The sequence below is a fragment of the Pseudomonas sp. 10S4 genome, assembly GCF_034344865.1.
GTDB lineage: Bacteria > Pseudomonadota > Gammaproteobacteria > Pseudomonadales > Pseudomonadaceae > Aquipseudomonas.
This window is the reverse complement of record NZ_CP133774.1, coordinates 1,062,675-1,074,707: the sequence shown is the minus strand read 5'-3', so window position 1 is coordinate 1,074,707 and position 12,033 is coordinate 1,062,675. Positions and strand designations below refer to the sequence as shown.

The following is a 12,033-nucleotide window of genomic DNA, read 5'->3' as shown; positions in this document are numbered from 1 at the left end:
ATAGTTGACCAATTTTCTAGGAGAAGCGGATAATGCCCGTCATCACGCATTATGGCGGCGTAACGCCGGGAGATAGTTAGCATGAGCGTCGAATCCTTCACCCCCACGGCTTTGCAATTCACCCACGGTGCCGCGCACAAGGTGAAGAGCCTGGTCGATGAAGAGGGGAATGATCGCTTGAAGCTGCGCGTATTCGTTACGGGCGGTGGTTGTTCAGGTTTTCAGTACGGCTTCACCTTCGATGAAGAAGTGGCCGATGACGACACCATCGTCGAGCGCGAAGGTGTGAGTCTGGTCGTCGATCCGATGAGCTTCCAATACTTGGCAGGTGCCGAGGTGGATTATCAGGAAGGTCTGGAAGGTTCGCGTTTCGTGATCAAGAATCCGAACGCCAGCACGACCTGTGGCTGCGGTTCTTCGTTCTCGATCTGATCGCGCTTCACCGTATTACAAAGCGCCGCAGGGCTTCACAGTCCTGCGGCGTTTTGCTGTCTGGTCTTTAAGCTGGGTAGATGGCGCCGAGTATGCGCAACCCGCGGGCACCGGTGACGCTTGGGCGGTTGGCGGCGATGCCTTCAAGGCAGCAATGGGCCATCCAGGCAAAGGCCATGGCTTCAACCCAGTCCGGGTCGACACCGTAAGCCGCGGTGCTACGGACCTTGGCGCTCGGTAGCAGACTCGCCAAGCGGGCCATCAGCGTGGCGTTGTGCGCGCCGCCTCCGCAGATCAGTAGTTCCTGGGTGTCCGTTTGAGCACTTTGCAGCGACTCGGTGATGGTCAAAGCTGTCAGTTCGAGCAGGGTCGCCTGCACATCTTCGGCAGCGAAGGTGGGCAAGTGCGACAGGTGCTGCGTCAGCCAAGGCAGGTTAAACACTTCGCGGCCGGTGCTCTTGGGGCCCTTGGTCACGAAGAATGGATCGCTGAGTAGCTCGTTCAGCAGCGTCGGCTCAACCTTGCCGCTGGCCGCCCATTGGCCGTCGCGATCGAAATTATCGCCCCGTTGTTGGTGAATCCAGGCGTCCAGCAGGACATTCCCCGGGCCGCAATCGAAACCGGCGACAGGTTTGCCAGGTTCAATCAGGCTGAGGTTGCTGAAGCCACCGACGTTCAGTACTGCACGGTTGCCTGGTTGAGTCTCAAACAAGGCTTCGTGGAAGGCGGGGACCAGTGGCGCGCCCTGGCCGCCGGCGGCAACGTCGCGGCTGCGGAAATCGCTGACCACGGTGATGCCGGTCAGCTCGGTCAGCAGCGCCGGGTTGCCGATTTGTACGGTAAACCCGCGTGCAGGCTCGTGGCGAATGGTCTGGCCGTGGCTGCCAATCGCCCGAATGTCGTGGGGTTTGAGTTGCTGCTGATCAAGGAGCGTGTGGATACCCTGTGCGGCCAGTTTCACCCAGTTCTGCTGGGCGATGGCGGAGCGGGCAATCTCGTCCGGACCGCTGGCGCACAAGCCAAGCAGCTCGGCGCGCAGGGATTCAGGCATGGGAATGTAGTGCGTGGCGATCAGCTTGATCGCCGGGGCTTGCTCGATCAGCGCAATGTCCAGGCCATCGAGGCTGGTCCCGGACATCACACCTATATAGAGCGCCATGGCTTAGCGCTTGCTCGAGGCCAGCAAGGTGGCCTTCTCTTGTTCCATCCGCGCCATCAACGGCTGACTTTGTGCCAGGAAACGTGCACGCTCGGCTTTGGCAATCGGATCAGCCATTGGTAGCTTCTGGCCCAGTGGGTCGACATGCACGCCGTTGACCTGAAACTCATAGTGCAAGTGCGGGCCAGTGGACAGGCCAGTGGTGCCAATGTAACCAATCACCTGGCCTTGCTTGACGTTGCCGCCAGTTTGCACACCTTTGGCGAAGCCCTGCATGTGGCCGTACAGCGTACGGTAGGTGTTGCCGTGCTGGATGATGATCGTGTTGCCGTAGCCGCCACGACGACCGGCCAAAAGCACTTTGCCGTCACCGGTCGCTTTGATCGGTGTACCGCGTGGTGCGGCGTAATCAACGCCTTTGTGGGCGCGGATCTTGTTCAGAATCGGGTGTTTGCGGCCCATGGAGAATTTCGAGCTGATGCGGGCGAAATCTACCGGGGTGCGGATGAATGCCTTGCGCATGCTGTTGCCATCAGCTGTGTAATAGCTGCTGTTGCCTTGTTTGTTGGTGTAACGCACGGCGGTGTAGGTCTTGCCCCGGTTGGTGAAGCGTGCGGAGAGGATCGGACCATTGCCGACAGCCTTGCCGTTGACCACTTTCTGCTCATAGATCACGTCGAACTCGTCACCCTGGCGAATATCCTGGGCGAAGTCGACGTCGTAGCCAAACACGCTGGCCATGTCCATGGTCTGGCTGTGGGACAGACCGGCGCGAGCGGCGGACTGCGACAGAGAACTGTTGATCACGCCATGAACATAGGCGGAGCGCACGGTCGGTTTGGCGGTAATGCGGTTGAACACATAACCCTTGTCATTCTTGGTCAGGGTGATGCTTTCGAGGTCGCTGACTTTGCTGTGCAGGTTAGTCAGCTGGCCATCGGGACCCAGTTCGAATTCAAGTTTCTGGCCATGCTTGAGTTGGCTGAATTGCTTGGCCTGCTTGTCACTGGCCAGCACGTCATGCACTGAAGCGGCTGGAAGGCCGACCTTTGCAAACAGAGTCGAAAGGGTGTCACCTTTGCCAACAATCACTTCTTTGTGGCTGGGCGCCTTCTTCGGTTCGACCAGCGGCGCAGGGGCTGCCTGGGCGGTTTCCTTGGTGTCTTCGGCGCTGTCTTCGATCTGCGCGAAAGGGGAGGCTGCTGGCTCATTTGTGGCTTGGACGGCGTCAGCAGCGTCTTGATCTTGTGTCAGTTGTTCAGCAGGGCTTTCCAGTTCAAGGCTCAGGGTCGTCTTTTTGGCTTCAACATCACTGGAAGGGAATACCAGGAGCGCCAGGCTGAGAAGGGCGGCGATGCCACTTGCAGCAAGCAGGTGGGTCTTCGGGTAAAGCGGGGGCGCTTTAGACGGTTCTGTGGTCATAGGTAGTTTTTGACTTTGAAAAGATGAATTGGAAAAGATGAATGACATGATGAAGATGAAATAACTGTATAAAATATAACCAAATCATCTCTGAAGCAAGTCCGCGGACATTCTGCCCGTGGATTGGCGTCCGTGCGCCGGGCAAACCTTGTATTTGACGTGCGATCTTGTATGGTTGGTTCCCTTTGAATTCGAGCCTTGCGGGTCTGTTATGAAGTCGGTTGAAGAGCAGCTAGCGCTGATTAAACGTGGTGCGGAAGAACTGTTGGTCGAGTCCGAGCTGATCGAAAAGCTCAAGCGTGGCCAGCCGCTACGTATTAAGGCGGGCTTCGATCCGACTGCGCCGGATTTGCACCTGGGGCACACGGTGCTTATTAATAAGCTGCGCCAGTTCCAGGAGCTGGGGCATCAGGTCATCTTCCTTATAGGTGACTTCACCGGGATGATCGGTGATCCGAGTGGCAAGAGCGCTACTCGTCCTCCGCTGACGCGCGAGCAAGTCCTCGAAAATGCCGAGACCTACAAGACTCAGGTCTTCAAGATTCTGGATCCTGCCAAAACCGAGGTGGCGTTCAACTCCACCTGGATGGATCAGATGGCGCCGGCCGACTTCATTCGCCTGACCTCGCAGTACACTGTGGCTCGCATGCTCGAGCGCGACGATGTCGATAAGCGCTACACGACCAACCAGCCGATCGCTATTCACGAGTTCCTTTATCCGCTGGTTCAGGGGTATGACTCGGTTGCCTTGCGTGCGGATGTCGAGTTGGGAGGTACTGATCAAAAGTTCAACTTGCTGATGGGTCGTGAGCTGCAGCGTGGCTATGGTCAAGAGCCGCAGTGCATTCTGACCATGCCGTTGCTCGAGGGGCTGGATGGCGTGAAGAAGATGTCCAAGTCGTTGGGCAACTACGTCGGTATCCAGGAAGCGCCGGGCGTCATGTACAGCAAGCTGGTTTCCATTCCGGATGCGTTGATGTGGCGCTACTTTGAGTTGCTCAGCTTCCTTTCCATGGATGAGATCAATGCATTCCGTGCGGATGTCGAGGCGGGTGCCAATCCACGGGACATCAAGATCAAGCTGGCTGAAGAGATCGTTGCGCGTTTCCATGGAGAAGAGGCGGCGGCCAATGCTCACCGTGCTGCGGGTAACCGTATGAAGGAAGGCGAACTGCCGGATGATCTGCCAGAGATCGAATTGACTGCTGCTGAGGATATGCCGATTGCTGCTGTTCTTAATAAGGCAGGCTTGGTGAAGAACTCGGCGGTGGCGCGCGACCTCCTGAATTCTGGTGGTGTGCGTATAGATGGTGAGGTTGTCGATCGCACCTTTATATACGTACTGGGTGCGACCCATGTTTGTCAGGCCGGAAAGAAGGCATTTGCGCGTATTACGCTCAAATCCGAATAAAGCTGAAATCAGGGCTTGACGGCAGATTCTGGAAGTCTATAATTCGCCCCACTTCCGGCGCAGTCGAAGCGGAAAACTCCTTGGTAAACAAAGAGTTATGCGGTTTTCGACAGCGAGTTGCTTCAGGTCATCGAAGCCCAGAAGGAGTTGGTAGAGCGGTGTTGTAGGGCTCTATTAACGGTTCGATCTTCTCGGTCGAAAGTAGCGGAAAAGAGGTGTTGACAGCAGCGAGTAACGCTGTAGAATTCGCCTCCCGCTAACGAGAGATCGGAAGCGCAAGTGGTTGAAGTTGCAAAGGAAACTTTGAAAACTTCTGAAAATAACCGCTTGACAGTGACAGAGGCTGCTGTAGAATGCGCGCCTCGGTTGAGACGAAAGATCTTAACCAACCGCTCTTTAACAACTGAATCAAGCAATTCGTGTGGGTGCTTGTGGAGTCAGACTGATAGTCAACAAGATTATCAGCATCACAAGTTACTCCGCGAGAAATCAAAGATGTAACCAACGATTGCTGAGCCAAGTTTAGGGTTTCTTAAAAACCCAAAGATGTTTGAACTGAAGAGTTTGATCATGGCTCAGATTGAACGCTGGCGGCAGGCCTAACACATGCAAGTCGAGCGGCAGCACGGGTACTTGTACCTGGTGGCGAGCGGCGGACGGGTGAGTAATGCCTAGGAATCTGCCTGGTAGTGGGGGATAACGCTCGGAAACGGACGCTAATACCGCATACGTCCTACGGGAGAAAGCAGGGGACCTTCGGGCCTTGCGCTATCAGATGAGCCTAGGTCGGATTAGCTAGTTGGTGAGGTAATGGCTCACCAAGGCGACGATCGGGTAGCCGGCCTGAGAGGGTGACCGGCCACACTGGGACTGAGACACGGCCCAGACTCCTACGGGAGGCAGCAGTGGGGAATATTGCACAATGGGCGAAAGCCTGATGCAGCAACGCCGCGTGAGGGACGACGGCCTTCGGGTTGTAAACCTCTTTTAGTAGGGAAGAAGCGAAAGTGACGGTACCTGCAGAAAAAGCACCGGCTAACTACGTGCCAGCAGCCGCGGTAATACGTAGGGTGCAAGCGTTGTCCGGAATTATTGGGCGTAAAGAGCTCGTAGGCGGTTTGTCGCGTCTGCTGTGAAAACCCGAGGCTCAACCTCGGGCCTGCAGTGGGTACGGGCAGACTAGAGTGCGGTAGGGGAGATTGGAATTCCTGGTGTAGCGGTGGAATGCGCAGATATCAGGAGGAACACCAATGGCGAAGGCAGATCTCTGGGCCGTAACTGACGCTGAGGAGCGAAAGCATGGGGAGCGAACAGGATTAGATACCCTGGTAGTCCATGCCGTAAACGTTGGGAACTAGATGTGGGGACCATTCCACGGTCTCCGTGTCGCAGCTAACGCATTAAGTTCCCCGCCTGGGGAGTACGGCCGCAAGGCTAAAACTCAAAGGAATTGACGGGGGCCCGCACAAGCGGCGGAGCATGCGGATTAATTCGATGCAACGCGAAGAACCTTACCAAGGCTTGACATCCAATGAACTTTCTAGAGATAGATTGGTGCCTTCGGGAACATTGAGACAGGTGGTGCATGGTTGTCGTCAGCTCGTGTCGTGAGATGTTGGGTTAAGTCCCGCAACGAGCGCAACCCTCTTCCTATGTTGCCAGCACGTAATGGTGGGAACTCATGGGATACTGCCGGTGTCAACTCGGAGGAAGGTGGGGATGACGTCAAATCATCATGCCCCTTATGTCTTGGGCTTCACGCATGCTACAATGGCCGGTACAAAGGGCTGCAATACCGCAAGGTGGAGCTAATCCCAAAAAGCCGGTCTCAGTTCGGATTGAGGTCTGCAACTCGACCTCATGAAGTCGGAGTCGCTAGTAATCGCAGATCAGCAACGCTGCGGTGAATACGTTCCCGGGCCTTGTACACACCGCCCGTCACAGTCATGAAAGTCGGTAACACCCGAAGCCGGTGGCCTAACCCTCTCGGGAAGGACGCTGTACGAAGGTGGGATTCGGTGATTAGGACTGAAGTCGTAACAAGGTAGCCGTACCGGAAGGTGCGGCTGGATCACCTCCTTAATCGACGACATCAGCTGCTCCATAAGTTCCCACACGAATTGCTTGATTCATTGAAGAAGACGATAAAGAAGCAGCCCGAAATTGGGTCTGTAGCTCAGTTGGTTAGAGCGCACCCCTGATAAGGGTGAGGTCGGCAGTTCGAATCTGCCCAGACCCACCAATTTTGCTTGTGTGGGACACCTGTAGAAATATGGGGCCATAGCTCAGCTGGGAGAGCGCCTGCCTTGCACGCAGGAGGTCAACGGTTCGATCCCGTTTGGCTCCACCACTACTGCTTCTGTTTGTTGAAAGCTTAGAAATGAGCATTCCATCCTGGTGATGGTGAATGTTGATTTCTAGTCTTTGATTAGATCGTTCTTTAAAAATTTGGGTATGTGATAGAAAGATAGACTGGACGTTACTTTCACTGGTAACGGATCAGGCTAAGGTAAAGTTTGTGAGTAATTGCGAATTTTCGGCGAATGTCGTCTTCACAGTATAACCAGATTGCTTGGGGTTATATGGTCAAGTGAAGAAGCGCATACGGTGGATGCCTTGGCAGTCAGAGGCGATGAAAGACGTGGTAGCCTGCGAAAAGCTTCGGGGAGTCGGCAAACAGACTTTGATCCGGAGATGTCTGAATGGGGGAACCCACCTAACATAAGTTAGGTATCTTAAGCTGAATACATAGGCTTAAGAAGCGAACCAGGGGAACTGAAACATCTAAGTACCCTGAGGAAAAGAAATCAACCGAGATTCCGTTAGTAGTGGCGAGCGAACGGGGACTAGCCCTTAAGTGGCTTTGAGATTAGCGGAACGCTCTGGAAAGTGCGGCCATAGTGGGTGATAGCCCTGTACGCGAAAATCTCTTAGTCATGAAATCGAGTAGGACGGAGCACGAGAAACTTTGTCTGAATATGGGGGGACCATCCTCCAAGGCTAAATACTACTGACTGACCGATAGTGAACTAGTACCGTGAGGGAAAGGCGAAAAGAACCCCGGAGAGGGGAGTGAAATAGATCCTGAAACCGTATGCGTACAAGCAGTGGGAGCCCACTTTGTTGGGTGACTGCGTACCTTTTGTATAATGGGTCAGCGACTTATTTTCAGTGGCGAGCTTAACCCGAGTAGGGTAATGCGTAGCGAAAGCGAGTCTTAATAGGGCGATTCAGTCGCATGGGAATAGACCCGAAACCGGGCGATCTATCCATGGGCAGGTTGAAGGTTGGGTAACACTAACTGGAGGACCGAACCGACTACCGTTGAAAAGTTAGCGGATGACCTGTGGATCGGAGTGAAAGGCTAATCAAGCTCGGAGATAGCTGGTTCTCCTCGAAAGCTATTTAGGTAGCGCCTCATGTATCACTGTAGGGGGTAGAGCACTGTTTCGGCTAGGGGGTCATCCCGACTTACCAAACCGATGCAAACTCCGAATACCTACAAGTGCCGAGCATGGGAGACACACGGCGGGTGCTAACGTCCGTCGTGAAAAGGGAAACAACCCAGACCACCAACTAAGGTCCCAAAGCGCGTGCTAAGTGGGAAAGGATGTGGAGTTGCACAGACAACCAGGAGGTTGGCTTAGAAGCAGCCACCCTTGAAAGAAAGCGTAATAGCTCACTAGTCGAGTCGGCCTGCGCGGAAGATGTAACGGGGCTCAAACCATACACCGAAGCTACGGGTATCACTTAGGTGATGCGGTAGAGGAGCGTTCTGTAAGCCTGTGAAGGTGAGTTGAGAAGCTTGCTGGAGGTATCAGAAGTGCGAATGCTGACATGAGTAACGACAATGGGTGTGAAAAACACCCACGCCGAAAGACCAAGGTTTCCTGCGCAACGTTAATCGACGCAGGGTTAGTCGGTCCCTAAGGCGAGGCTGAAAAGCGTAGTCGATGGAAAACAGGTTAATATTCCTGTACTTCTGGTTATTGCGATGGAGGGACGGAGAAGGCTAGGCCAGCTTGGCGTTGGTTGTCCAAGTTTAAGGTGGTAGGCTGGAATCTTAGGTAAATCCGGGATTCTAAGGCCGAGAGCTGATGACGAGTGTTCTTTTAGAACACGAAGTGGTTGATGCCATGCTTCCAAGAAAAGCTTCTAAGCTTCAGGTAACCAGGAACCGTACCCCAAACCGACACAGGTGGTTGGGTAGAGAATACCAAGGCGCTTGAGAGAACTCGTGGTTAAGGAACTCGGCAAAATGCCCCCGTAACTTCGGGAGAAGGGGCGCCGGAGGCGTGAAGGGATTTACTGCGTAAGCCCATGCCGGTCGAAGATACCAGGCCGCTGCGACTGTTTATTAAAAACACAGCACTCTGCAAACACGAAAGTGGACGTATAGGGTGTGACGCCTGCCCGGTGCCGGAAGGTTAATTGATGGGGTTAGCTAACGCGAAGCTCTTGATCGAAGCCCCGGTAAACGGCGGCCGTAACTATAACGGTCCTAAGGTAGCGAAATTCCTTGTCGGGTAAGTTCCGACCTGCACGAATGGCGTAACGACTTCCCAGCTGTCTCAACCGCGAACTCGGAGAAATTGCATTACGAGTAAAGATGCTCGTTACGCGCAGCATGACGGAAAGACCCCGTGACCTTTACTACAGCTTGGTATTGGTGTTCGGTGTGGCTTGTGTAGGATAGGTGGGAGACTGTGAAGATTGGACGCTAGTTCAGGTGGAGTCAACGTTGAAATACCACTCCTGGCAACTTTGAGGTTCTAACTCAGGTCCGTTATCCGGATCGAGGACAGTGTATGGTGGGTAGTTTGACTGGGGCGGTTGCCTCCTAAAAAGTAACGGAGGCGCCCAAAGGTTCCCTCAACCTGGTTGGCAATCAGGTGTCGAGTGTAAGTGCACAAGGGAGCTTGACTGTGAGACTGACAAGTCGAGCAGGGACGAAAGTCGGGACTAGTGATCCGGCAGTGGCTTGTGGAAGCGCTGTCGCTCAACGGATAAAAGGTACCTCGGGGATAACAGGCTGATCTTGCCCAAGAGTCCATATCGACGGCATGGTTTGGCACCTCGATGTCGGCTCGTCGCATCCTGGGGCTGGAGTAGGTCCCAAGGGTTGGGCTGTTCGCCCATTAAAGCGGTACGCGAGCTGGGTTTAGAACGTCGTGAGACAGTTCGGTCCCTATCTGCCGTGCGACGTTTGAGATTTGAGAGGGGCTGCTCCCTAGTACGAGAGGACCGGGATGGACGAACCTCTGGTGTGTCCGGTTGTCACGCCAGTGGCATTGCCGGGTAGCTATGTTCGGAACGGATAACCGCTGAAAGCATCTAAGCGGGAAACTAGCCTCAAGATGAGATCTCACTGGGACCTTGAGTCCCCTGAAGGGCCGTCGAAGACTACGACGTTGATAGGTTGGGTGTGTAAGCGCTGTGAGGCGTTGAGCTAACCAATACTAATTGCCCGTGAGGCTTGACCATATAACACCCAAGCAATTTGCTTGCTTCGAGCTGAAAAGCGAAAGAGCACCAGATTGCGGTGTGTGAAGACGAAACGAACCGAAAGTTCGAGACACTCACAAAACACCGAGATCTATCACATACCCATTCGCTGGAGCGTACTCCGTAAGGAGAACGACCTGGCTACCGAATTTCTTGACGACCATAGAGCATTGGAACCACCTGATCCCATCCCGAACTCAGCAGTGAAACGATGCATCGCCGATGGTAGTGTGGGGTTTCCCCATGTGAGAGTAGGTCATCGTCAAGATTAAATTCCGAAACCCCTATCTGCGTATGCAGGTAGGGGTTTTGTTTTGCCCGAAGAAAAATCCGACCTCTATGGTTTCTATGCAACGGCTCGGGGCATGGCTATTATTCGGGCCTCATTGTGAGGCGAGACTTGCATGCTGACGTTGTTAAAGCTTCTAAAGGATGGTCGATTCCATTCAGGTCAGGCCTTGGGTGTTGCCCTGGGTATCAGTCGTAGTGCTGTATGGAAGCAACTTCAGCATTTAGAGGCTGAGTTGGGCTTGCCTATCCATGCTGTGCGTGGTCGTGGCTATCAATTGGCTGCTCCATTGATGCTGCTTGATCCCGCTGAGATAAATGGCAAATCGTCTGCCTGTGGTTGGCCTGTCGAAGTCTTCGATTCTATTGACTCTACTAATGCAGAAGCCTTGCGTGCTATCGAGCGAGGGCAGGCTGCGCCTTTCCTGGTGCTTGCAGAGCGACAGACTGCCGGGCGCGGTAGGCGGGGGCGAAAATGGGTGAGTCCATTTGCAGAAAACCTTTATTACAGCCTGGTGCTGCGCATTGAAGGTGGAATGCGGCAGCTGGAAGGTTTGAGCTTGGTGGTGGGGCTTGCGGTGATGCGCGCCTTGCGGGAGCAGGGCGTCGCGGGTGTGGGGTTGAAGTGGCCTAATGATCTTCTTGTTGGCCAAAAAAGATCGCCGGCATACTGCTCGAGTTGGTGGGGGATCCCGCTGATGTGTGTCATGTGGTGTTGGGGGTTGGAATCAATGTAAACATGCAGGCGGCCGATGAGGTTGATCAGCAGTGGACCTCCATGCGTCTTGAATCTGGCCGGGTATTTGATCGTAATCGCTTGGTGAAAGAGCTTGGATTGGTGCTACAGGATTACCTGGGGCGTCATCAGCGCGGTGGTTTTTCCGCCATTCATGCTGAGTGGGAGCAGAACCATCTATGGCAAGGGCGAGCCGTCTCTTTGATCGCAGGCGTTAACCAGATAGATGGCGTTGTAGTAGGTATCGATAGTCAGGGTGCTCTGCGCTTGAAGGTGGATGGTGTGGAAAAAGTATTTAGCGGTGGCGAGCTCAGTTTGAGGTTGCGTGATGATTCTTGAGCTCGATTGTGGCAACAGCTTTATCAAGTGGCGAGTACTCGGCGCGGACGTCCGGCTCGTAGTTGCAGAAGGGGTCGTCGACTCGGATCTCGCATTGTTGGAGGGTCTGAAAAAATTTGGTGTGTCGGCTCTCAGGCATTGTCGATTGGTAAGTGTCAGGACTGCTGAAGAAACCACCAGCCTGATCTCCCTTTTGACAGGGGCTTTTGGGGTGTCTGTGACATGCGCTGCGCCTGCTCGCGAGATGTCTGGGGTTCGTAACGGGTACGAAGATCACGAAAAGCTTGGTCTCGACCGCTGGCTAGCGATGCTTGGAGGGTTTCATCTCGCCTCCGGCGCATGCCTCGTGCTGGATTTCGGTACGGCTGTCACGGCGGACTTTATAGCTCGCGATGGAGAGCATTTAGGCGGGTTCATTTGTCCCGGAATGCCTTTGATGCGCAACCAACTGCGCACCCATACGCGTCGGATTCGCTACGGGGATGTTGCGGCTGAGCGAGCGCTGGAAAGTCTTGTACCTGGTCGCACAACCGTTGAAGCTGTTGAAAGGGGTTGCTCCTTGATGCTCAGAGGATTTGTCCTGACGCAGCTACAGTTGGCGCGTAGCTATTGGGGGGAAAGTTTTACTGTATTTCTCACTGGTGGTGATGCCGACCTAGTCTCCGAGATCGTGCCTGAGGCCAGGGTGGTTCCCGATCTGGTGTTTGTAGGCTTGGCTATGGCTTGTCCTTTGCCCTGAGG

5 protein-coding genes, 2 tRNA genes, 3 rRNA genes and 1 pseudogene are annotated in these 12,033 nt (G+C 54.3%); 9 read left to right on the top strand and 2 right to left on the bottom strand.

Going from position 1 to position 12,033, the window contains the following annotated elements:
• Nucleotides 1–81 precede the first annotated feature (81 nt).
• Nucleotides 82–432, top strand: a complete 351-nt coding sequence (gene erpA, locus RHM58_RS05105) for an iron-sulfur cluster insertion protein ErpA (protein ID WP_007947969.1) — start codon at nt 82–84, stop codon at nt 430–432.
• A gap of 67 nt (nt 433–499) precedes the next feature.
• Here erpA and RHM58_RS05100 read toward each other — a convergent pair whose 3' ends face one another.
• Together RHM58_RS05100 and RHM58_RS05095 are read right to left on the bottom strand one after the other, a co-directional pair.
• A complete protein-coding gene (locus RHM58_RS05100) occupies nt 500–1,591 on the bottom strand; it encodes an anhydro-N-acetylmuramic acid kinase (RefSeq protein WP_201198233.1) in 1,092 nt (363 codons plus the stop codon).
• Between the two features lie 3 nt (nt 1,592–1,594).
• Nucleotides 1,595–3,013, bottom strand: a complete 1,419-nt coding sequence (locus RHM58_RS05095; protein WP_201198232.1) for a peptidoglycan DD-metalloendopeptidase family protein — start codon at nt 3,011–3,013, stop codon at nt 1,595–1,597.
• A gap of 211 nt (nt 3,014–3,224) precedes the next feature.
• Here RHM58_RS05095 and tyrS point away from each other — a divergent pair, with 211 nt between their 5' ends.
• The 8 genes and pseudogenes from tyrS (at nt 3,225) to RHM58_RS05055 (ending at nt 12,031) form a co-directional block, all read left to right on the top strand.
• Nucleotides 3,225–4,424: a tyrosine--tRNA ligase gene (gene tyrS, locus RHM58_RS05090; protein WP_322269788.1), complete on the top strand. Its 1,200-nt coding sequence runs from the start codon at nt 3,225–3,227 to the stop codon at nt 4,422–4,424.
• Between the two features lie 552 nt (nt 4,425–4,976).
• A 16S ribosomal RNA gene (locus RHM58_RS05085) occupies nt 4,977–6,506 on the top strand.
• An 83-nt stretch (nt 6,507–6,589) separates the two neighbouring features.
• A tRNA-Ile gene (locus tag RHM58_RS05080) sits at nt 6,590–6,666 on the top strand.
• Nucleotides 6,667–6,698: 32 nt separating this feature from the next.
• Nucleotides 6,699–6,774, top strand: a tRNA-Ala gene (locus tag RHM58_RS05075).
• Nucleotides 6,775–7,008: 234 nt separating this feature from the next.
• Nucleotides 7,009–9,908: ribosomal RNA gene (locus RHM58_RS05070) — 23S ribosomal RNA — on the top strand.
• Nucleotides 9,909–10,081: 173 nt separating this feature from the next.
• A 5S ribosomal RNA gene (rrf, locus tag RHM58_RS05065) occupies nt 10,082–10,197 on the top strand.
• Together the 16S, 23S and 5S rRNA genes with 2 tRNA genes alongside form the textbook arrangement of a ribosomal RNA operon.
• 136 nt (nt 10,198–10,333) lie before the next feature.
• A pseudogene (gene birA / locus RHM58_RS05060) lies at nt 10,334–11,292 on the top strand (bifunctional biotin--[acetyl-CoA-carboxylase] ligase/biotin operon repressor BirA).
• Nucleotides 11,282–12,031 carry a pantothenate kinase gene (locus RHM58_RS05055; protein ID WP_322269787.1) on the top strand — a complete coding sequence of 250 codons (750 nt, stop codon included), beginning with the start codon at nt 11,282–11,284 and terminating at the stop codon, nt 12,029–12,031. The pseudogene birA and the gene RHM58_RS05055 overlap by 11 nt, the downstream one beginning before the upstream one ends.
• The last annotated feature ends 2 nt before the right edge of the window (nt 12,032–12,033 follow it).